This window comes from Desulfoconvexum algidum (assembly GCF_055382125.1).
Genome location: NZ_AP042394.1, coordinates 2,164,940 through 2,185,765, shown reverse-complemented (window position 1 = coordinate 2,185,765; position 20,826 = coordinate 2,164,940). Strand labels below are relative to the sequence as shown.

At 43.5% G+C, this 20,826-nt stretch carries 20 protein-coding genes and 1 tRNA gene; 8 read left to right on the top strand and 13 right to left on the bottom strand.

The window, feature by feature from the left end:
- Window positions 1-38 precede the first annotated feature (38 nt).
- The 3 genes from ACZ45G_RS09975 to ACZ45G_RS09965 all read right to left on the bottom strand — a co-directional run bounded on the left by ACZ45G_RS09975 (window position 39) and on the right by ACZ45G_RS09965 (window position 4,166).
- Window positions 39-2,432 (bottom strand): DNA internalization-related competence protein ComEC/Rec2, encoded by a 2,394-nt coding sequence (locus tag ACZ45G_RS09975; RefSeq protein WP_464179917.1) that lies wholly within the window; start codon window positions 2,430-2,432, stop codon window positions 39-41.
- 96 nt (window positions 2,433-2,528) lie between these two features.
- Complete coding sequence (gene murA / locus ACZ45G_RS09970) at window positions 2,529-3,782, bottom strand: UDP-N-acetylglucosamine 1-carboxyvinyltransferase (RefSeq protein ID WP_464177588.1); 1,254 nt, start codon at window positions 3,780-3,782, stop codon at window positions 2,529-2,531.
- Between the two features lie 296 nt (window positions 3,783-4,078).
- A tRNA-Leu gene (locus ACZ45G_RS09965) sits at window positions 4,079-4,166 on the bottom strand.
- Between the two features lie 144 nt (window positions 4,167-4,310).
- On the opposite strand from ACZ45G_RS09965, the gene ACZ45G_RS09960 reads away from it, so the two are divergent.
- From ACZ45G_RS09960 to ACZ45G_RS09950, 3 genes are read left to right on the top strand one after another with little or no spacing between them, the layout of a single operon-like run.
- Window positions 4,311-4,910, top strand: coding sequence for a Maf family protein (locus tag ACZ45G_RS09960; protein WP_464177586.1), 600 nt, complete (start codon window positions 4,311-4,313; stop codon window positions 4,908-4,910).
- An 11-nt stretch (window positions 4,911-4,921) separates the two neighbouring features.
- A complete protein-coding gene (locus tag ACZ45G_RS09955) occupies window positions 4,922-5,608 on the top strand; it encodes a YggS family pyridoxal phosphate-dependent enzyme (protein ID WP_464177583.1) in 687 nt (228 codons plus the stop codon).
- Window positions 5,605-6,156 (top strand): epoxyqueuosine reductase QueH, encoded by a 552-nt coding sequence (locus ACZ45G_RS09950; protein ID WP_464177581.1) that lies wholly within the window; start codon window positions 5,605-5,607, stop codon window positions 6,154-6,156. The genes ACZ45G_RS09955 and ACZ45G_RS09950 overlap by 4 nt, the downstream gene beginning before the upstream one ends.
- 101 nt (window positions 6,157-6,257) lie before the next feature.
- Here ACZ45G_RS09950 and ACZ45G_RS09945 read toward each other — a convergent pair whose 3' ends face one another.
- Complete coding sequence (locus ACZ45G_RS09945) at window positions 6,258-6,461, bottom strand: hypothetical protein (protein WP_464177579.1); 204 nt, start codon at window positions 6,459-6,461, stop codon at window positions 6,258-6,260.
- 300 nt (window positions 6,462-6,761) lie between these two features.
- Between ACZ45G_RS09945 and ACZ45G_RS09940 the strand changes: the two genes are divergently transcribed.
- Both ACZ45G_RS09940 and ACZ45G_RS09935 read left to right on the top strand, forming a co-directional pair.
- Entirely contained in the window at window positions 6,762-6,971 is a 210-nt protein-coding gene (locus ACZ45G_RS09940; RefSeq protein WP_464177577.1) for a hypothetical protein, read from the top strand.
- Window positions 6,972-7,012: 41 nt separating this feature from the next.
- Window positions 7,013-7,426, top strand: a complete 414-nt coding sequence (locus ACZ45G_RS09935; protein WP_464177575.1) for a phosphate-starvation-inducible PsiE family protein — start codon at window positions 7,013-7,015, stop codon at window positions 7,424-7,426.
- A gap of 112 nt (window positions 7,427-7,538) precedes the next feature.
- Here ACZ45G_RS09935 and pilB read toward each other — a convergent pair whose 3' ends face one another.
- From pilB to ACZ45G_RS09920, 3 genes are read right to left on the bottom strand one after another with little or no spacing between them, the layout of a single operon-like run.
- Window positions 7,539-9,749, bottom strand: coding sequence for a type IV-A pilus assembly ATPase PilB (pilB, locus tag ACZ45G_RS09930; RefSeq protein ID WP_464177573.1), 2,211 nt, complete (start codon window positions 9,747-9,749; stop codon window positions 7,539-7,541).
- Window positions 9,750-9,779: 30 nt separating this feature from the next.
- Window positions 9,780-9,992, bottom strand: coding sequence for a hypothetical protein (locus ACZ45G_RS09925; RefSeq protein WP_464177570.1), 213 nt, complete (start codon window positions 9,990-9,992; stop codon window positions 9,780-9,782).
- Between the two features lies 1 nt (window position 9,993).
- Window positions 9,994-11,841 carry an ATP-binding cassette domain-containing protein gene (locus ACZ45G_RS09920; protein WP_464177568.1) on the bottom strand — a complete coding sequence of 616 codons (1,848 nt, stop codon included), beginning with the start codon at window positions 11,839-11,841 and terminating at the stop codon, window positions 9,994-9,996.
- A gap of 180 nt (window positions 11,842-12,021) precedes the next feature.
- Between ACZ45G_RS09920 and ppdK the strand changes: the two genes are divergently transcribed.
- Window positions 12,022-14,730: a pyruvate, phosphate dikinase gene (ppdK, locus tag ACZ45G_RS09915; RefSeq protein ID WP_464177566.1), complete on the top strand. Its 2,709-nt coding sequence runs from the start codon at window positions 12,022-12,024 to the stop codon at window positions 14,728-14,730.
- Between the two features lie 35 nt (window positions 14,731-14,765).
- Here ppdK and ACZ45G_RS09910 read toward each other — a convergent pair whose 3' ends face one another.
- From ACZ45G_RS09910 to ACZ45G_RS09900, 3 genes are all read right to left on the bottom strand, one after another.
- On the bottom strand, window positions 14,766-15,188 hold the full coding sequence (locus ACZ45G_RS09910) for a hypothetical protein (RefSeq protein ID WP_464177564.1): 423 nt from the start codon (window positions 15,186-15,188) through the stop codon (window positions 14,766-14,768).
- Window positions 15,189-15,193: 5 nt separating this feature from the next.
- The gene (locus ACZ45G_RS09905) at window positions 15,194-15,961 is read right to left on the bottom strand and encodes a response regulator (RefSeq protein ID WP_464177562.1); all 768 of its coding nucleotides are present in this window, start codon (window positions 15,959-15,961) and stop codon (window positions 15,194-15,196) included.
- A 528-nt stretch (window positions 15,962-16,489) separates the two neighbouring features.
- Window positions 16,490-17,341, bottom strand: coding sequence for a pyruvate, water dikinase regulatory protein (locus ACZ45G_RS09900; protein ID WP_464177560.1), 852 nt, complete (start codon window positions 17,339-17,341; stop codon window positions 16,490-16,492).
- A gap of 82 nt (window positions 17,342-17,423) precedes the next feature.
- On the opposite strand from ACZ45G_RS09900, the gene ACZ45G_RS09895 reads away from it, so the two are divergent.
- Window positions 17,424-17,855 (top strand): hypothetical protein, encoded by a 432-nt coding sequence (locus tag ACZ45G_RS09895; RefSeq protein ID WP_464177558.1) that lies wholly within the window; start codon window positions 17,424-17,426, stop codon window positions 17,853-17,855.
- Here ACZ45G_RS09895 and ACZ45G_RS09890 read toward each other — a convergent pair.
- Window positions 17,827-18,225: a peptide chain release factor family protein gene (locus ACZ45G_RS09890; protein ID WP_464177556.1), complete on the bottom strand. Its 399-nt coding sequence runs from the start codon at window positions 18,223-18,225 to the stop codon at window positions 17,827-17,829. The two genes, ACZ45G_RS09895 and ACZ45G_RS09890, sit on opposite strands and share 29 nt — an antisense overlap.
- Window positions 18,226-18,366: 141 nt before the next feature.
- On the opposite strand from ACZ45G_RS09890, the gene ACZ45G_RS09885 reads away from it, so the two are divergent.
- Entirely contained in the window at window positions 18,367-19,581 is a 1,215-nt protein-coding gene (locus tag ACZ45G_RS09885) for an MFS transporter (protein ID WP_464177554.1), read from the top strand.
- Window positions 19,582-19,650: 69 nt separating this feature from the next.
- Here ACZ45G_RS09885 and ACZ45G_RS09880 read toward each other — a convergent pair whose 3' ends face one another.
- Entirely contained in the window at window positions 19,651-20,313 is a 663-nt protein-coding gene (locus ACZ45G_RS09880) for a CAAX prenyl protease-related protein (protein ID WP_464177552.1), read from the bottom strand.
- A 131-nt stretch (window positions 20,314-20,444) separates the two neighbouring features.
- Window positions 20,445-20,786, bottom strand: a complete 342-nt coding sequence (locus ACZ45G_RS09875; RefSeq protein ID WP_464177550.1) for a hypothetical protein — start codon at window positions 20,784-20,786, stop codon at window positions 20,445-20,447.
- Window positions 20,787-20,826 lie beyond the last annotated feature (40 nt).

Sequence of the window (20,826 nt, the reverse complement as noted above, 5' to 3'; positions counted from 1 at the left end):
GAACAAAACATATGGAAAATAGAGATAATACAATCTTTTTATCCGCCTTTAAACGTTAAAATATGGGTGTCAATGCCATCAGAGGATATGGTAAGCGAACCATTGATATCTGTCCTGAATACCGTATATCCCCTTTTCTGGTATCTTTCCAGAACATCCGGGTGTGGAAACCCATAAGGGTTACCCGCGCCGCAGGATATTATTACACTTTCAGGCTTTACTTTATCAAGAAAAATTTTACTGCTGGAGGTTAAACTGCCATGGTGGGGTGAAAGAAGAAGGCTGGATTTAAGCTCTCTCCCCTTTTTCCTGGCAAGTATAAGTTCCCTCTCACGGTGAATATCTCCTGGAAAAAGCAGGGCAACTCGATTAAACCGGACCTGGAAAACCAATGAATTGTTGTTCAGGTTCTGGTGGGACGGCTCGGTAAGATCTGTGAAAAACACGAAAAGGGTTCTGTCAAAATCAAGCATGGCATCGCCCTGGGCGGGATGCCAGATCCGAATTTTTTTATCCTGGCACAGGGCCATTAACTCCCCATAGGTTCTGATTGATCGGGTATCTTGATTTTTTATCAGCAGGTTAACTTTAAAATTTTCCAAAATATACAATAGGCCGTTCATGTGATCAGATTCCGGATGGGTCAAAATAACGGCATCCAGGCACAAAATTTTTTGGGACCATAAAAACGGTCCCACCACATAACGACCAATATCAAAACTGGACCTGCTTGAAAAGCCACCACCGTCCACCAAAATGTTTTTTCCCTCAATGGTCTGAATCAAGGCAGAGTTCCCCTGCCCCACATCCAGAATGGTAATGGTCATTTTTTGAGGAAACATGCGTGTTTTAAGCCCGGTTCCAAAACAAAAAGAACCCGCCAAGACAGCCATGGACATGAGCACAAGACCTGTTTTCCTTTGACGAGAAATAATCAAGCAGATTGCCGCAAGAAAAAGATAGAGGATCACCACCTCACCCCCATCAATGCCGACAATCCTTGACCATGAAAATTTAAAACGGGTTAAAAATTCAATATAGGTGATGCAAACCGACAGAATGCTCTGGCAGACAACGACCAGGGCTTGGGCCAGACCGGGGAAAATTGGAAGAAATAAAAACGCCAGGAGTCCCAGGGGCAGACTTACAAAGCCCATGAGTGGCACCAACAAAAAATTAGACACTATTTGCACAAATGAAACCAGATTAAAATAATGGGCAATCAAGGGAAAAGTGCCCAATCCTGCAAAAAAAGTCACCAGAACGGGTATGATGATGAGTGACATAACACCGGCCCTGGGGGTCCACCCCCGAATTTTCATGAGTGAAAATCCGATGAGAATGGAAAGCAATGCACCAAAGGATAATTGAAAGGATATGGAAAAAAGGGCGCAACTATCAATGAGGAGAATAACAACCGCTGCCAGGGCCAGGGTATTCAATGGATTATTTTCGCGTTCACTCAAAAAAGCGATCATAAAAATAGAAGTCATGATAAATGCCCGCTGGGTGGAGGGAGAAAATCCCGAAAAAATCCCATAGAAAAGCAAGGGGATCAAGGTTAAAATCCCCGCTGTTTTTTTGGCAAACCCCGTCATTAAAAGCAAGGGGAACCAGGCAAGCAGCGTGTAAAAAATAAAATAAAACCCCATGGCGACAATGGAAAGATGAAGCCCGGAAATAGCAAGGAGATGTGACGTTCCCGCCTTTGAAAACAGATCTTTGAGTTTTAAGGGAATGGCTTCTCGTTTACCGGTAACCAGGGCCGAAAGAATAGCACCGGCTCGTTTATCTTCCATTTTGTCCATGGTAAAATAAAAAAACCGATTTCGAAGCTGTTCAAGGCCCCGCATTATTTTGATGCGAACATCCATTGGATGGGGTATCACCCGGATCTTACCAGCGTTAGCATATGCCGATCCAGACACCCCGGCAAATTTCATATGTCGTTCATAATCAAATCCATTGGGGTTTGAAAAATTTCTAATGGGTTTGATGGCACTTGTAAATTGGACAAGATCTCCATATTGAAAGTTTCCCTTTTTTTTGTCATAGATATTAAGCAGTATCAGCCCCTGAACTTTAACAGGCACCCTCCCTTCTCTTTCAACAAGATGACAAAGAAGGATAACCCTTTGTTTAAGGAAATAATCCTTTGAAAATGAAACAATTTCTCCGGTAATGGTATATTTGGATGAATCTGAAAACTGTGAAATAGCATCCGAAGACACACCTGGGTTTAAAACCCTTGTAATTGAAAAAACCCCCCAGACCAGAGCGATAAAACTTAAGCCCTTCACAAATGAGGTTGATTTAAGGGGAAAGAAAGAAGATAGGATGAGAAAACCTAAGAATCCTGAAGCAAAAATGCCCCAGGATACATCAGGGAAAAAATTCCCGACCAGGATTCCGGTTATCAATGAGAGACACACAGGAATCAAAGGAGGTAAACTGAGAAATATTCTTTTTTTCACATATTCACACCTGCTGTCATTTTTGAATAAAGGGCTGATTATTTAATAGGATGGTTATTTAATTCTTTGGATATCAGCCCCCAGGGATGAGAATTTTTTTTCTATGCCTTCATAGCCCCTGTCCATGTGGTAGATCCTGGAAATAACGGTGGTGCCCTGGGCAATCAGCCCGGCGATTACCAGTGAAGCGCTGGCCCGAAGATCTGATGCCATCACCGGAGCGGCCTGTAGCCTTTCCACTCCCCGGACCATGGCATAATTTCCATTGGTGATGGAGATGTCGGCTCCCATGCGCAACAGTTCATTGGCATGAATAAACCGATTTTCAAAAATTGCTTCATGGATCATACTGTTTCCCTGCGAAATGGTCATCATGGCCATGAACTGCGCCTGCATATCCGTTGGAAAACCCGGGTAGGGCTGGGTTTTAATATCAATGCTTTTAATGACATCACTTCCCTTCACCCGGATCTGATTTTCATGAATATCAAGGGTTGCTCCGGTTGCCTTAAGTTTGTTGATAACCCCGCCTAAGTGATCCGGAATACAGCCCTTTATTAACACATCACCACGGGTTGCGGCAGCCGCCACCATAAAGGTTCCGGCTTCGATCCGGTCCGGAATAACAGTGACCTTGGCGGGGTGGAGCTTTTCCACGCCTTCAATGGAAATAATGGCCGTTCCGGCCCCTGAAATTTTTGCCCCCATCTGGATCAGGGCATTTGCAAGACAGACGATTTCCGGTTCCCGGGCCGCATTTCTCAATACCGAGGTCCCTTTTGCAAGGACAGCCGCCATCATTAAATTTTCTGTACCGGTAACCGTGGGAATATCAAAATAGATTTCATTGCCAATCAGATGGTCGGCTTTTGCCTCTATATATCCATGGTCCATGCTAATTTTAGCCCCCAGGGCTTCAAGCCCTGAAAGATGCATATTAACGGGGCGTGCACCAATAGCACACCCACCGGGCATGGAAACTTTTGCATGGCCGAATCTGGCCACTAAAGGACCTAGAACAAGAATGGAGGCCCGCATTTTCCGGACAAGTTCATATTCAGCTTCAATTTTATTGATACCAGCCCCATCCACCGTTAAGGTGTTGTTCTCAAAGGTGCAGCCTGCCCCCAAATCTTCAAGCAGCATCTGAATGCTGGCAATATCCATAAGTTTGGGAACATTTGTAAATGTTGAGATACCATCGACCAGTATACTGGAAGCAATCAGTGGTAGTGCCGCATTTTTCGCACCACTGATGGTAACTTCACCATTTAGCCTTCTACCGCCATTTATCTGAATTTTATCCATAGATGAGAATTACTTTTTAAGGATTAAAAAAGAAGGAGCTTGCTGAAAATGCCAAAACCCTTTTTGTTCGGAAACCAAACCGAACTCAACCATTGAGTTCATTAAATTTTTACGCTGTTTTGCTAAAAAACTCAAGAATTATTTATGGTAGAGAGCCCTGGGACAAGTCCTATCGGAAATAGTGCTACTCGAATAGTAGAACCATTTTTATATCTAAATCACCTCGATTTTCCCTATTCTTTCCCCATAAAAAATCAAAAAGGGTTAACCGATTCGGTGAACCCCTTGATTTTATTTGGTACCTGGGACGAGAATTGAACTCGTACAGCCAATTTGGCCGAGGGATTTTAAGTCCCTTGCGTCTACCAGTTCCGCCACCCAGGCATAACCCCAGTTTAACTATAACATTTTATTTAATTTTACAAGTTAAAAAATGGGCATTTGCTGAAGCTGGCCACAAATATTAATGATTATTTTGGTGGACTCCTGTCCATTGTCATACCGGTTTTTTTCTGATAAAAAGAGGCCATGAACCCCACAAAGCATATATCCCATGATCCCATCATCCTGGCATCTAAATCTCCCAGACGAAAAGAGCTGTTGGAACAGGCAGGCCTTGTGCTTGAAATTTTGGCATCAAATATTGATGAGAACGCTGTCCCCCTGTCTTACCCCAAAGACTATGTCAAAAATCTGTCCCGGATAAAGGCGGATCATATTGCAAAGACCCGTCCGGATCATTGGGTAATAGGAGCTGACACCATTGTGGTGGTGGATGATCTCATCCTTGGAAAACCCAAAACCCAAGAAGAATCCATCCAGATGCTCAATGGCCTGAGCAATAGATGCCATTGTGTTTTTACAGGATTTACCATCTGCTGCCATACCAAAAAAAAATCCATCACCCGCTCCATTGAGACAAAAGTCTCGTTTAAAAACCTGTCCCCGGGAGAAATGCAATGGTATGCTGCCACAAATGAACCCTATGACAAGGCGGGTGGCTATGGGATCCAGGGAATCGGCGCCTTTTTGGTACGAAAAATTGAAGGCTCCTATTCAAATGTTGTGGGCCTGCCCATATGTGAAGTCATGGAAACATTGGTAGCCCTGGGTATTATTAAATTTTAAGGAATATAAGAATGACAACCATACACGACAATATTAATGCCATAAAAAAACAGATAAACGAGACAGCCCTTGCCTGTGGCCGGGATCCTGAATCCATCACCCTCATCGGGGTGAGCAAACGCAAAAGTGCCGACAAGGTTTTTGAGGCCATTGAGGCCGGCAGCACCCACCTAGGTGAAAATTACATCCAGGAGGCTGTTGATAAAATTGAAACCCTGGGCAAAACCTCAGCCTGCTGGCATTTTATTGGACATCTTCAGTCAAACAAGGCCAAATTTGCAGTTCGATATTTTGATTATATCCACACCGTTGATACGGTTAAACTGGCCCGGGAAATTAATCGACAGGCTGCAAAAATAGGAAAAGTTCAAAAGATCCTCCTCCAGATCAATATTGCCAAGGAAGAAACCAAATCCGGAGCCGGAGCAAAAGAGGCGATTTCACTTGCCCGTGAATTCAGTGAATTTGAAAATCTTTCCCTGGACGGGCTCATGTGCATGCCTCCTTTTTTCTCTGATCCAGAAGATGCCAGGATTTATTTTAAACGTTTGGGGGTGATTCAAGGGGAAATACAGGAGGCGGGTTTGGAAAAGATTGTCCATCTGTCCATGGGCATGAGCAACGATTTTCGGGTGGCCATTGAAGAAGGGTCCACCATGGTACGAGTGGGAACTGCTATTTTTGGAGGTCGAGATTGAAACTACTGCTCCACACCTGCTGTGGCCCTTGCTCGATTTATCCCCTTCAGGTGCTCAAAGAAAAAAATATCGATGTCATGGGCTTTTTTTACCGCCATAATATTCATCCCTTTACCGAATGTATGCGACGCGAAGAGACCATGGGACAATATGCCGATGAAATCGGATTGAAAATGATCTGGCAGCAGGGGTATGAGCTGGAAAAATTTATCCAGTCCGTGGTATTTCGGGAAAAAAATCGGTGCCGATACTGCTATCATGCCCGGCTCAAGGCCACGGCCATGGTGGCCAAAAAGGGAAAATTCGATGCCTTTTCCACCACCTTACTTTATAGCAAATTTCAAAATCATCAGCAGATTATTGAAACAGGACAGGCCCTTGCAAGGGAGTATGATCTAAAATTTTTCTACCATGATTTTCGGGAAGGCTGGAAACAGGGTATCGAAATTTCAAAAGAGCGCAACATGTACCGGCAACAATATTGCGGGTGCATTTACAGTGAACGAGACCGGTATTACAAGGACCCTCAAAAGAAATGTAACGCTTGACGGATATATAGAAAGAAAGAGTACTAAATAAATCGTAAAATGAAGAAAGGGCTGGAAATTTATTTCCCAGCCCTTTCTTGTATCTGTTTTACTAAGCGTCTTTATTCAGTTTTTACTTCCGGTGCTGCTTCTGTTACCGGCGTTATGGCCTTTTTAAATTCATCTTTTTTAATTCTAGTGACCTCTGAATTTTGAATAGTCACTTCACTTCCTGTTACAGCATCTTTAAAATTAACAGCACCCTCTTTTTTATCTTTAATTTTTTGGGTGTAATAAGTTTTTTCAGAAGAGGGATCTTTTACCATGTAATAACTGCCGCATGCTGTAAATAAAAACATCATAAAAATAGTTAGAGATAAAAAAATAGTTTATTCTTCATTTTGACCTTCCTTTTTAAAAATTATCGGTTTTTTTTAAATCATGGATATTAATATCATAGAAGATAAGTGTTGAAAAAATCAAGTTTTATTAAGAGATAACAAATGGCGGCTTAACAACTTGTTTTTATTGAAAACGGTGAAAAACCAGGGCAATCGCATTTAACTTTTTTATAATATATCCCATACCCGTTCAGGTTAGGTTACCTTTCCTTCGCGGAATGGGATATGTTGACAGGCTCTATGCTGGCTACACTTGTGGCGGAAAAACTTAGGTTCCCGGGCATTAAATACGGGGAGCAAGCTGCCGCCTACATTCAGTTCAGAATTGGGGAGACAGCAGAACCCGAAGAGTTCACCGTATTCTGCAGGGATAAAATCGCATTTCACAAAAAAATAACGGGGTTCTTATCTATTTGTAACAAAAAGAATCTATAAAACTCTTTTATAATTATGGAACAATTAGGAGAATTTTAGTGATGCCCCAGAGACAAACCGTTAACATGCAAAAGTTGTTTGACAGAGCCTTGAAGTATATTATTAATGTTCTGATCGTTTATATTATTCTGATACTAACGTTGGGACTTTGTAAGATTTTATTTTTTTCAACTTTGATGATATCGGGTGGTCAGTTTCTTGAATTCAATCTATCCATTGTCGTTACAGATATCTTAACTTTTCTTGTTATTATTGAATTATTTAAAAGTTTTATTGAGTATTTCAAAGCAAAGCGGTTTCGCCTCCATACAATGCTGGATCCGGCTATTATTTTTATCGTACGGGAGCTGATTGTAAAACTTTATTCGCATGAAAAAATGACAAACCACATTTTATTAGGGTTCGCCGGACTAGTGCTGTGCATTGGTGTCGTCAGAACCCTTGCCGTAGTCTAATGAAAAAAGCTGAACAACAGTCTGGAACATCCCTGTTTTTGATTCAATATAAACTGGACCACTTTTTAAGTGGACAGGTTTTAGGACTTATGCAGAAAATCGGGGAGGAAAATTAATTGGAAGATCTGCTCTTCTGGATCTGATTGTGAATGTTTACCAATTTTTTATCTGTCTGGTTAAGCCGGTTTGCAAGTACAGAAAAAAGGTGTTTGGCCACGTCTGGATACTTTTCAATGATTTCCCCCAGTTTATCCCCGGGAAACCGCTTGACCTTGGATCTTCCCTTTGAAATGATGGATGCGGATCTGGTAGATTGGGTTATGGCGGCCATCTCACCGAAATAATCGCCGGGTTCGGTGATTTCAGCAATCTTCTTGCCACCCTTAACCACATGGAGGGCGCCTTGTTCCAATCGAAAAAAATCAATGTCTCGATTGCCTTCCCGAATGATGACATCCTTGTCCTCGTAATGCTCAAAATCCGGGTTGATAAGATAGGCAGGCAAGGCTTCCTTGGTAATGGTGGTTTTTTTCAAAACCTCTTCAAGGGAAGTTTCACCAGACCGGATCTTTACAAGTCCGGCATCCCTCAGGGTGAGCATCCCTTCATTAACCGCCACTTTTCTAAGCTGATCTTCGGCCACTTCTGCTGTGATGGCTTTGCCCACTTCATCGGTTACTTCCATGAGCTCGTATAGTCCTACCCTGCCCTTGTATCCGGTCCCATTGCAATGGCTGCATCCATTGGGGCCATAAATTTTCAAATCTGGGATTTCTTCCTTTGAGAACCCTTCTAACTCTAAATCCTTGGGATTATGGCCAGTGACAATCTGTTTACAATGGGGACACAATCTTCTGGCCAGGCGCTGGGACAGGACCATGGTGATGGAAGAGGCCAGCATATAGGCGGGAATGCCGATATCTATCAGTCGGCCAATGGTGGAGGGGCAGTCATTGGTATGGAGGGTGGCAAAAACCAGATGGCCTGTCATGGCTGCCTTGATGGCAATCTCAGCCGTGTCCATATCCCGGATCTCACCCACCATGATAATATCAGGATCCTGGCGGAGAAATGCTTTTAATGCCGCAGCATAACTCATGCCCACAGAATCCTTGACCGGAACCTGGTTTATGCCCTTAAAATTGAACTCCACAGGGTCTTCTGCCGTGAGAATTTTAATATCATCTTTATTGAGCCGGTTAAGAACAGAATAAAGCGTGGTGGTTTTTCCGCTGCCCGTTGGTCCCGTGACAAGTAATAGACCGTAGGGTCGTGAAATACATTTTTTAAGGGTTTTATAGGTGGAGGCTTCAAAACCCAGCTTGGTCAGGTCAACGCTCAATGCGCTCTGGTCGAGGATACGCATGACAATACTTTCCCCGAACAGGGTGGGCAGGCTGGATACCCGAAAATCAACGGATTTTTTTTTCCCAAGCCTCAACTTTATCCTGCCGTCTTGAGGGATCCTTCTTTCCGCAATATCCAGTTCCGCCAAAATTTTGATCCGGGAAATAACGGCATTTTTAATACTGATGGGCAGGTTCATAGCCTTGTACATGCCGCCGTCAAGCCGGTATCTGACCTGAAAAGATTTCTCAAAGGGTTCGATGTGGATATCGGAAACCCCGTCATTAATAGCCTTGGTCAAAATTCCGTTTACAAGTTTGATAATAGGCGCATCAGAGGCCATGAACTGGTCTGTGTCATCCTCGATATCTGCAAAACCGACTTCAACTTCCCCGGCTGCCTCGGAGACAAGCGAGCCAAAATCTTCCACAGAGGTAACCGGCTCATCATCATCTGCATCCTCTTCAAAATGGAGAAACCCTTTATAGTCGTCATCACTGATCTTGTAAAAATCACGATAGGCCTGGATAATATCGTTCTCTGTGGAGACAAAGACCTTGATATTTTTCCGGGTTTGTTTTTGAAGTTCCTCAACAATAGCGGTATCCGTGGGTTCTGCCATGGTAACCGTCAGGTCATCTCCCTTAAGTGTCAGGGGAAACACCAGATGCGCCTTGGCCATTTCAAAGGGAAGAATTTTTAAAACTTCCGGATCAGGTTTTATGTCGGCAAACCGGGCCACATTGTAGTTGTAAATCCTGCCCAGAACATTGATGATCGTATCCGGATCAATATACCCCTTGTTCAACAGAATACTGCTGAGGCGCTCATTGGTTTTTTTGTGAACATTAAGGGCCTCGGTAAGCTGCATGCTGGTGATCTGTCCTTCCTTTGAAAGAATTTCACCAATTTTGGTTTTGCCGGCACCGGACTGGTCTTTAATGGTTGATTTAAGGCTGGAAACTGATTTTGCCATTCACTTTTTCCAATTATCTGTTTTTTGTATCTATCGTTTATAGTTTTTAAACACTCTGATGCCACCTGCCAGAATGAGGAATGCACCCAGAGTATAAAAGCAAAATTTGACCAGAATCAATTTTTCACTAAAAAATTCTATGGCCGCAACCCGGGGCATTACCTGTGGTATGCGATAAAAGACCCCTACTCCTACGGCAATCAAAACGAGTCCATAATAAAATGTAAAAGTTTTTTTGTCCATCTTAATTACACCTTTCCAATTCATTGAGCTCTTGGTCAAAGCTCTTTTTTTTGATTTCCATTTCATCCATTTGACGTTCAAGGTCTTCAAATAAAGCGTCAACCTCTCGTTCAAAGCCGGCAAGCTCCTTTGCAAGGGCGGCAATTTTAGGACCGTCCTGTTCCTGGGATGCGATTAAAAGATTTTCATTTATATTTTTGGTATGGGCTTCTTTTTCTTCTATGGCATTTTCAATTTTGTCAATTTCCCGTTGAATAGGCGTAATGATCTTTGAACGGCTGGCAATTATTTCAGATTTTTTTTGACGCAACTCCTTTTTTGACAGGGTTGCGGGTCTTGGTTTTTTGGCCGTTATAGAATCTTGCTCTTCCTCCCAGCCTTCTTTTTCCAAAAATTCCCCATAGGTGCCTTCAAAAATAGAGATCCCTTGTTTTTTAAATACCACCAACCGGTTGGCCAGGCCATGGAGAAACAGTTCATTATGGGTAACCAGAATAACGGCCCCTTCAAAACAGCTTAGGGCGCCTTCAAAAGCGTCGCAGGCTTCAATGTCAAGATGGTTGGTGGGTTCGTCCAGAAGCAGCAGGTTTAAAGGGCTGATGAGCAGTTTTCCCAGCATGACCCGTGATTTTTCCCCGCCGGAGAGGACCGATATCTTTTTGAGGGCAGCGTCTTGTTCAAACATCATGGCCCCGCAGATATTTCTGGCTGCCTGGCGATCAAAATCCGGCTGGGAATGCATGAGTTCCTCTTCAATAGTAAAATTATCATTTAGTGACTGCACATTGGTCTGTTCAAAATACCCTTTGCAAACACCGGGATTCACCATGACCGAACCGGTCTCAGACAAAAGGTTTCCGGTGAGCAATTTGAGCAGGGTGGTTTTTCCCTTCCCATTTTTACCGATAATGGCAATTCGATCTTCAGGATAAATGGTAAGGGAAAAATTTTGTATCAGCGGGGTTTTCTTATCCCAGGAAAAAGAGAGGTTTTGCGCGGTCAGCAACTGTTTTCCGGCAAAGGGAAGATAGTTAAAGGAAAAGGCCAGGTTTTTCAGCTGGGCCAGTTTTTCCTTTGACTGGTTTTTTGCAAGGGTTTTAATTCGGGATTGAACCATGTTGGCAAGCCTGGCCTTTGCCCGGAAACGGGTGACAAAGAGTTCAATCTCTTTATTTTTTTTCTCTTCGTTCTGACGGGTTTTCTCATAAATTTCTTCATCCTGGGCCACCTGAAAATAATATTTCTCCGTATTGCCCTTGATTTTTCTGATTTTTTGCCGGTGAATACCGGCTATATGAGTGACCACATTGTCCATGAATCCCCTGTCATGGGTGACCAAGAGAACTTCCCTGGGCCAGGCGACCAGAAATTGTGAAATCCACCGGATGGAGGTGATGTCCAGATAATTGGTGGGTTCATCTAAAATTAGAAGATCCGGACCTGATATCAATACCTTTGCCAGGTTAAGACGAACCTGAAACCCGCCTGAAAAAAGTTCCGGGGACTTTGCCATGTCAGATTGGGAAAAACCCAGGCCTGCCAAAATTTTTTCCGCTTTCCAGGAATGGTCTTTTTCATGGGCCAAAAGACCTTGCATGGCCTCCTCTAAAACACTATCCTTTTCAAAGGAAATTTTCTGGGACAAAACCCCTATTGTGTATCCGGAAGGACAGGTGATCCTACCGTCATCCGGGTGATCGGTTTGGGCAATCATGTTCAGCAGGGTGGTTTTCCCATGGCCGTTTCGGCCCACAAGCCCCACCCGTTCTCCAGAATTGATCTGCAGGCCGGTATCGTCTAAAAGGACCTGGTCTCCAAACCCCTTGGAAATGGACTCAATATTCAGCATTCACGCATCCGATTAAAAATTGAAAATTATTAAAAATAATTCCTTATATTTTTTTAAAAAAGATATCATACCACTGCCCGATTAATTTTAAAACATAAGATTTTCCTTGACTTGATTTTTTAAGGCCTTAATAATTATTCCAGTAATGCTATTCTTAATATTAAAAACCATAAGGAAAATATGACCCAATATATTTATGAATTCGGCCCCCAAAAAAACCAGGGAAATGCAACCTTAAAAAATCTTCTGGGGGGAAAAGGGGCCAACCTTGCTGAAATGGCAACCCTTGGACTTCCGGTCCCCCCGGGCTTCACCATATCCACCGAGTGCTGCAACCATTATTTTGATCTTGGCGGGCGCTTTCCAGACTCCCTTGAAGCAAAAATAACCTGCGCCATGGAAAATATCGAACGACAAATAAAAATGAAATTCGGGGATGAAAACAACCCCTTATTGGTTTCCTGCCGTTCCGGTGCCAGAAGTTCCATGCCCGGAATGATGGAAACCATTTTAAATGTCGGCCTTTGCTCAACCACCATCCCGGGACTCATTGCCAAAACCGGCAATGAATGGTTTGTCTATGATGCTTATAGACGGTTAATCATGATGTATTCCGACGTGGTTATGGAAAAAGCGGAACAGATTAAACCCCAGAATGGCATGGGCATTCGTTTAAATCTTGAAATGATGATGAACAACCTGAAAAATGACAAGGGGTATACAAACGATACGGATATCTCCTGCGAAGATATGAAGATATTGTGCAGCCGGTTTAAAAAAAAGATCCATGAAACCTTGAATATTGAATTCCCAGATGATCCGAAAGAACAGCTCATGGGGGCCATTGGAGCTGTTTTTAAAAGCTGGAACGGACGGCGGGCCGTCTCCTACAGACGAATTGAACATATCCCGGACAACTGGGGAACCGCCGTTAATGTCCAGAGCATGGTATTTGGCAATATGGGAGAGACGTCTGCCACAGGGGTTGCCTTTTCACGGGACCCTGCCACAGGAGACAATAAATTTTATGGCGAATGGCTGGTCAATGCCCAGGGAGAGGATGTGGTGGCAGGGACCAGAACCCCCAACCCTTTGAACAATGATACCAAGAACACCCAAAACAGGCATCTTTCTTCCCTGGAGGAAGCCATGCCCGAACTCTATGCCCAGCTTTTTGATATCAGAAACACCCTGGAATCCCATTACAAAGATATGCAGGACATCGAGTTTACCATTCAGGAAGGCCATTTATACATGCTCCAGTGCCGTGTGGGGAAAAGAACTGCCACAGCCGCCCTTAATATGGCCATGGATATGTTTGAGCAGGGCATGATTGATGAAAAAACCATGATCTGCCGTCTGGACCCGAAAATGTTGGATGACATGCTCCACCCCATAGTAGATCCTGCCGCAGAAAAAACGGCCGAAAAGATAACGGAGGGATTGCCGGCCGGACCCGGTGGGGCCTGGGGCCAGATTGTCTTTACCTCTGAAGATGCGGTTGCATGGGCCAAATCAAACAAACACGTTATTTTACTCCGGGAAGAAACCAACCCTGAAGACATTGAAGGCATGCGGGCCGCTTGTGCCATTTTAACTGCCAGAGGCGGTATGACAAGCCATGCCGCCCTTGTGGCCAGGGGCTGGGGGAAATGCTGTATCGTCGGTGCCGGTGCCATGAAAATAAATGCAACAACCAAAGAGCTCAGGGTGGGGGCCAATATTTTCCATGAAGGAGATTTTATCACCTTAAACGGCACCAAAGGGATTGTTTACCAGGGCCGACTGAAAATGACGGATTCTTTGGAAAATCCCAGGTTTCAAAAATTTATGGCCATTGCCGATTCCTACAGGACCATGAAGGTCAGAGCCAATGCAGACACACCTGAGGATGCCAAAATTGCATTGGCCTTTGGGGCAGAAGGTATCGGGCTTTTCAGAACCGAGCACATGTTCTATGGATCCGATTCCGGCAAACCGCTATTTTTACTCCGGAAAATGATTTTGAGCAAATCAAAGGAAGAACGCCAGGTGGCGCTGGATGAGTTATTTCCCTTTGTAAAACAGGAAATCTCCAACACCTTGTCTGTCATGGGCACCCTGCCGGTTACCCTGAGGCTTTTGGATCCGCCTCTGCATGAGTTTGTGCCCCAGTCCCAAGAAAATCAGCAGGAGATTGCCGATGCCCTCAGGATAGATCTGGAAGAAGTGTTGAAGAGAAGTGCCCTGCTCAAGGAATCCAACCCCATGATCGGTCATAGGGGAGTACGGCTTGGCATTACCTTTCCGGAAATAACAAGAATGCAGGTAACCGCAATATTTGAAGCCTGCGCTGAATTGATCCGGGCGGGCAAAAATCCCTTGCCTGAAATCATGGTACCGGTTACCTGCAATGAAAAAGAGTTGGCGTTCACCCACAAGATTGTCACGGAATGCTATGATAACACCCTTGCAAAATATGGAATCAAAACCATCCCCTATCTGTTTGGTACCATGATCGAGACCCCGAGGGCGGCATTGATTGCCGACAAAATGGCAAAATATGCCCAGTTTTTCTCCTTCGGCACCAATGACCTGACCCAGATGACCTTTGGTTTTTCCCGGGATGATATTGGATCTTTTATGAATGAATATATTGACAATGCCATATTAACCTCTGATCCCTTTGAAACCCTTGACCAGGAAGCCGTGGGCAGCCTGATTGAGATTTCTGTGGAGCGAGGCAAAAAAACACGGCCGGACATAAAACTTGGGATTTGCGGAGAGCACGGCGGAGATCCTAAGTCTGTGGTATTCTGCCACAAGGCCGGTCTGACCTATGTTTCCTGTTCTCCCTACAGGATTCCCATTGCCCGGCTGGCAGCAGCCCAGGCTGCTATTTTAAACTGATCTTAAACTGATCTTAAACTTGTTCCTGGTCCCATCTAATCCATGTCCACCCAGTAGCGGGACCAGGGGCATCTTTCCTTATAGGGGAATTTCATCAATTCAGTGGCAAGGATTGAAAAATCAGCGTCCCGGACAGTATAATAGGTCACTTGTTCCTTGTCCAGAATGGTTTCAACCCCGACTGCCACATAAAGGAAGTGATGACTGTCCCCAACAACACAGCGAACAGCCCCAGTGATAATGACCATATCAGATTCCCTTTGAAGAGAAAACAGATCAATCATCGTGACCTTAAAGGATTTTCCCTTGAAATGATCTATTGCACCGGTCCGGGTAAGCTCACAGGTTAGAAAATTTTTAAAACTCATTTCATATCGGGTAAAATCATCGGATTGTGCCCAAATGGATGTAGGCAAAAGCAGTAATACGCCAAGCAGCATGAAATAAAAGCGTTTCATAGGGTCTATACCTTTTCTTTAACCAGGTGTGAAATGGTCTTTTGAAGATCTTCCATCACAACAGATTTTATCACCACAGAACCGGCACTTGAAAATTTAGTCGTAAATATATTTTTTATCGTTTGATTATTGTATCCGGTTTCAACCAGGATGGGTATTTTATCATCAATCTTCAGGATATGATCCACAAAGACTTCCGTTTTCATTCCCGGCAGGTCGTGATTGGCAATGATCATTTTAAATTTTTCAGGTTGTATCCTGAAGGTCTTGAGTGCCTCGGCACCATTTTGAAAAACCATTGCCCTATATCCCATATTGCGGATCACCGTTGAGATCAGTTGGCTTCTTTTCCCATTGGCATCAATGACCAGGATATAGGTGTTTCCTTCCAAAGCTGCAACATCACTGGTGGGGATGTCCGATATCCAGCGTTTACCATTAACAGGATGGATATTGGTGACATCTATCTCATAGGCTTTAGAAGAGATAAAGAGATCATTTTCCGTCTCCGGGACCTTGGTGATTAATTCTTTATTGGCCGCGATATACTGTCTAAGCCATTTGCGGTATTCAAGATTATCACCCGTAAGAATCAGCAGCTTGGGGCCGGCCTGGGAATTGACCTGAATGGAATGGTAGATAAGCGGCTCATTGGAATATGCTTTTGTGGTTTCCTTATAATTCTCTTCAACAAATTCAACCATAAAATCCCTTGCATGGCAGAGAGAAGAAAGGAGTAAACTTGTTAAAATAAACAAAACTATTTTTTTCATGGATCTCCAGCTTATACATCAAGTTTAAAGTTATCATAAAACAAATTATGGTAAAGGTATCGACAATTCCTTGTAAATCCTTGATCCTTATATACGCGTCACATATGTAAAGAAGAGGACAAGATACAAAAACCCAAGAAGAATTAAATGTTTTTTATAATCTGTTTGCCTCCTGGCCCGAAAACGACTCAATCCAAGCCCGAGAATACTGACAATCGATCCAAGGATGATGCTATATACAAGGTATTGAACAAAGGCCATATCCCAGCTGGTTCTGAGATCCAAACGATAAAATCTATCAAAAAAAGTTTCAAATTCCGGCTGGGCCCGGTGAAACACCAGAAGTGACACAAAAAGGACCCCCCAAGCACACAAACTGATCAAAATAAAAAGATATGTCCAGAAGTCTCTGTGTTTTCGTCTTTCAAAGGGCGTCCCTGTTCGTTTAATAACGATACTCCCTGTCTCGTTTTGTTTACATTTCTCTGGATACTATATTATTTTTTTTCAATGAATTCCATTAAAACTTCAGGTGTCCAGATGCGCATTTGCCATAAATCGCCGGGTAATCATTTCAATGATTTCCTCAGCACTGGTTTCAATGGGTTTATTGCTCACGTTAATCATTGAGAATCCCCGTGTAATATAATATTTCTGGGCATTTTGTATTTCATCTTCAATATCTTGTTTTGAAACATATGAATAGATATCAGCAGTTCCCAGGCTTTCTTGTCTCATCTTCCGGTGGGAGGAAAGCTGCTCCACGTTAATATTCAAAGCAATCACCCGTCTTCTGTCCACTGCATCAAGGATTCTTGGCATGGGAACCCCCGGAACATACGGAATATTAGCCACCTTCCATCCCATGACCGCCATGTACATGGACAAGGGTGTTTTCCCGGCACGGGACAATCCAAGAAGGACAATTTCTGAACCCATCAATGTGTCTGGATTTAATCCGTCATCATGGGCAAGGGCAAAATCAATGGCAGATACCTGTTTTAGATCTATATGGTGAATTTCCCTGTAAAGACCCGGTTTTTCAAGGGGATCCTTGTTTAAAAATGCCTGAATCTCAGACAGGATGGGTCCCATTAAATCAATGGTGACAATATGATGTTCAATCCCTTTCCGGGTCAGGTATTGTCGAAGCTTAAAATTTACCATGGTATGAACGATAAGGCTTTCAATATCTTTTACCTTGTCAATGAGTTCATCCACCTGACTTTCGGAACGGATATGCCCCACTTTTACAACAGAAATCTCACTGTCGGGAAACTGAACCAGGGTGGATTCAACGAGGTTAAAGGCATTAATGCCCTCCCCGCAGGAGGCAATGTAAATCATTTGAAAATCATTGGAGGCAATTTTATCTATCATAAAAATTATATCCTTTTCCCTTCATTTAGGTTATAAAAGGAGTCTATCGTAACCCTTACGCAGAGTCAAACAGGAAGGCACCATGGCACATACGGACAGAGGACATTACGCAAATAAACACCGGGAGGAAATGATCGATGAAGCCATTTCCAAAAAAATCCATTCCCTGGCAAAAAATGGCAGTGTACCCTGTGCGACTGCACACAGAATTGCCAAAGATTTTGGGGTTTTACCCTTGGAAATCGGGGTCCAGATAGATCTTTTGGAATATCGGATTTCCCAGTGTCAGAATGGACTTTTTGGATATACTCCTAAAACAAAAAAAATCAATCCGGATATTGAGGTGTCAAAGGAACTAAAGGATGCATTGGATGAGGCAAATACGGATAACCGGATTTCCTGCGCTGGGTGCTGGAAAATTGCCGCCACCTTGAAAATCAAAAAAGTTGCGGTAGCGTCTGCCTGTGAAAAAATGGACATCAAGATTAAACCTTGTCAACTTGGCGCCTTTTAAGGTTCATCTGGTTCCTTTTTTTCCGTTTTTGTTTCTGTTTTCGAATTTTCTCAACTTGTTGTGTTTCCAGATCATTTTTACCCGTCATTTTGGCTTCAATTTTTTCAACAAGACTTCTTAAGGCAAGAAATCGGTTTAAATGCTGGGACCTGTGTTTACCAGACTTTACACTAAGCCCTGTTTTTTCATGGCTGACAAAAACGGCAGACGAGGTTTTATTTACTTTTTGTCCCCCCCTGCCCGAGGCTTTGATAAATTTTTCTTTGATGTCTTCCCGGTGAATCCCTAATTCTTTCATCTTTGCTTCCAGGGCCTCAATCTTTTTTTTATCCGGTCCCATTATCTCCTCTGGCATAGGTTCTTTTTCCATTGAATCTATCTTTTCCCCATATGCTACATATATACAAGGCGCCATAAAAATTATCCAGTGACAAACTCAAATAAACCCTTTAAAAAGAAGATTCATTTACAATAACCTTAAACCCACAACTAGCCGGAGATATTTTTCCATATGAACACCAATTGCCTTCCCAATGGATCCCACCATGTGGAAAATGGTAACCGGTCTTCTTCAGGTATTCTCTTTTTACTTTCCGTCTCCGTCGGAGTGGCAATGATCGGCCTGGGAATCATTTGGCCTATTATACCGGTATATGCCGTGGAGCTTGGGGCCGGCGGCTTTTTAGTCGGGCTCATTATTGCCTCTTTTAATATTTCCAGAACCCTGTTCAATCCCCTGGCCGGGCGCCTTTCCGACAAATTGGGACGCAAAAACTTTATTGCGACAGGACTTTTGCTCTATGCCCTTATTTCAGTATTCTATGTATTGCCGACCCGGGCCGAAGCCCTGATACTGATTCGATTTTTCCATGGCATGACCTCTGTACTTGTTGTTCCCATTGCCATGGCCCTTGCCGCTGATATTGCGCCCAAACAAAAATTAGGCCTGTATATGGGCACCTTGAACATGTCTGTGATGCTGGGCCTTGGCATAGGACCTGTGCTTGGTGGGATGATTCGTGATCATTTCGGGATGAATGCTGCCTTTTATGCGATGGGAGGGTTGGCCCTGTTAACGAGTGTATTGGTAATGATCTTTATACCCCCTGAAAAAAAAGGTCATTCCGGGCAAAATTCTGGAAGGGTTTCCTTCAGGAAAATGCTGCAGCACCGGGTTGTTCTGGGCATTTTCTTAACACGGTTTTTCACGGCCTCGGGTCAGGGGGCGGTGTATACCTTTTTACCAATTCTTGCACTTGAACTCAACCTGACAAGTTCCCAAGTGGGCATCATTTTAGGAGCCAACATATTTCTCATTGCATTTCTTCAGCGTTTCATGGGAACGCTTGCAGATCGGATTAATCCCAAATATTTTATAATTTCGGGCACCTTTGCCTCGGGGCTGATCGTGTTGTGGATGCCATTTGTCGAAGGTTTCACCATGATCCTTTTCCTGAATATTCTCATGGGCATGGCCAACGGCCTGGCCCTGCCCGGAGGCCTTGTCATCACAGGCCAACTGGGCCGCACCATGGGCATGGCAGCACTTATGGGCATCACCGATGCTGCCTGGAGCCTGGGCATGATTGTCTCCCCCATTCTTTCGGGGATTATCCTGGATCTTTTTGGCCTTTCCCAGGTGTTCATCACTGGAAGCTGTTTAATATTAACGGGAAGTGTGGCCGTTACTTTTTTCCTCAAGGATTATCAGCCTGACAAGGCATAATTATTTAGTAGACATTCTGCGCAAATAATTTCCCCTTGGCCAAGGACCCAAACAATTGATCTATGAGGGTTACCAGAATCCCCATTCATTGTTTACAATGACATAAACACCCAAAAGACCGTTGAAAACCCCATGGGCAAGAATGGGGGAAAACAAATTTTTTTTCTGATAGAGAAGCAGGGCATAGATGAGACCGGAAAATATTCCCGGCAGCCACCTATGGTGTTCCAGCCCAAAGGCAATGGAAACAAAAACATATGAAAACCAGGTAAATGTACCAAGGGCGTATCGTGTAAAATTGATATTAATGAGAAATCGCAGGGCAAAAGATCGCCAGAACAATTCCTCCACCACAGGGACTACCAAAACAGCACCAAAGAGATGGCTTGCCAAGAGGATATATACATAGGGCCCCTGGGCCAACTCAAAGGGGTTAAAACCAGATTCAAATCCGATTTTAGGATAATAATTTTCAAGCCCCATCCAGAAAATAAAAACGGCAATACCTGCCATCACTGCATTTAAATCAAGGCAAACCTTAATTTCATGTTTGATCCTGGGCCAATAAAAAAATAACAATGCTGTCACCGACAACGTTTTGGCAGGGAATACCAAGGCTTTGGAGAGGCTGAATACCGGTCCAAGATAGGTAAAACCGACAAAAACAAAAAAAGGCGCCACATAGGGAAGGAATTGGGAAAACCGGGTTTTAGGCCCAGATGAATCCGGCATAAGATATTCTTCCTGGGTTGAGTTGTATTGGACTATTTTCTAAATATCTATTTTCTAAATATCTATTGGCAAAACGCTGTTGGCGATAAGCCTATTTTAAATGAACCTAATAAAATCAATTCGTATCTGGGTTATTCAAGGATCAAAAGCCCTACCACCAGATGACCCTGGTAGGTGCCAGACTCTGGCTCTGAGATGTGTTTTATTTCGGTTTGATGGGTTACAGGATCGCTCTTGGTCCTATTCGAATGATACACCATGGTAAGAACATTCCCTGGTTTGATATGCTTAAGCACCTTGGAATCCTTACGCACCAGGATGCCAAATCCCTCCGAGGAAAAGTCTTTTAGTTTGAAATGATGAACCAGTTCATTCTCCCCTGGTTTAAATTCAACACTGGTATTTTTGAGGCTTTTCGTCCTGGCTTCGCCCCTCAAATTAATCCATTTAATTTCTTGAGTATCCTTTTCCACTGCTATATAGATTCCTTTTAAAAAAATAATATCCCTGAAT

Excerpts from the sequence above, each read along its gene's own strand:
- ACZ45G_RS09960 (WP_464177586.1), top strand. The coding sequence starts at position 4,311 with ATGAACCCCACAAAGCATATATCCCATGATCCCATCATCCTGGCATCT.
- ACZ45G_RS09900 (WP_464177560.1), bottom strand. The coding sequence starts at position 17,341 with ATGATAGATAAAATTGCCTCCAATGATTTTCAAATGATTTACATTGCC.
- ACZ45G_RS09905 (WP_464177562.1), bottom strand. The coding sequence starts at position 15,961 with ATGAAAAAAATAGTTTTGTTTATTTTAACAAGTTTACTCCTTTCTTCT.
- ACZ45G_RS09920 (WP_464177568.1), bottom strand. The coding sequence starts at position 11,841 with ATGCTGAATATTGAGTCCATTTCCAAGGGGTTTGGAGACCAGGTCCTT.
- ACZ45G_RS09885 (WP_464177554.1), top strand. The coding sequence starts at position 18,367 with ATGAACACCAATTGCCTTCCCAATGGATCCCACCATGTGGAAAATGGT.
- ACZ45G_RS09895 (WP_464177558.1), top strand. The coding sequence starts at position 17,424 with ATGGCACATACGGACAGAGGACATTACGCAAATAAACACCGGGAGGAA.
- pilB (WP_464177573.1), bottom strand. The coding sequence starts at position 9,749 with ATGGCAAAATCAGTTTCCAGCCTTAAATCAACCATTAAAGACCAGTCC.
- ACZ45G_RS09935 (WP_464177575.1), top strand. The coding sequence starts at position 7,013 with ATGCCCCAGAGACAAACCGTTAACATGCAAAAGTTGTTTGACAGAGCC.
- ACZ45G_RS09940 (WP_464177577.1), top strand. The coding sequence starts at position 6,762 with ATGTTGACAGGCTCTATGCTGGCTACACTTGTGGCGGAAAAACTTAGG.
- ACZ45G_RS09925 (WP_464177570.1), bottom strand. The coding sequence starts at position 9,992 with ATGGACAAAAAAACTTTTACATTTTATTATGGACTCGTTTTGATTGCC.
- ACZ45G_RS09880 (WP_464177552.1), bottom strand. The coding sequence starts at position 20,313 with ATGCCGGATTCATCTGGGCCTAAAACCCGGTTTTCCCAATTCCTTCCC.
- ACZ45G_RS09945 (WP_464177579.1), bottom strand. The coding sequence starts at position 6,461 with ATGGTAAAAGATCCCTCTTCTGAAAAAACTTATTACACCCAAAAAATT.
- ACZ45G_RS09890 (WP_464177556.1), bottom strand. The coding sequence starts at position 18,225 with ATGGAAAAAGAACCTATGCCAGAGGAGATAATGGGACCGGATAAAAAA.
- ACZ45G_RS09910 (WP_464177564.1), bottom strand. The coding sequence starts at position 15,188 with ATGAAACGCTTTTATTTCATGCTGCTTGGCGTATTACTGCTTTTGCCT.
- ppdK (WP_464177566.1), top strand. The coding sequence starts at position 12,022 with ATGACCCAATATATTTATGAATTCGGCCCCCAAAAAAACCAGGGAAAT.
- murA (WP_464177588.1), bottom strand. The coding sequence starts at position 3,782 with ATGGATAAAATTCAGATAAATGGCGGTAGAAGGCTAAATGGTGAAGTT.
- ACZ45G_RS09955 (WP_464177583.1), top strand. The coding sequence starts at position 4,922 with ATGACAACCATACACGACAATATTAATGCCATAAAAAAACAGATAAAC.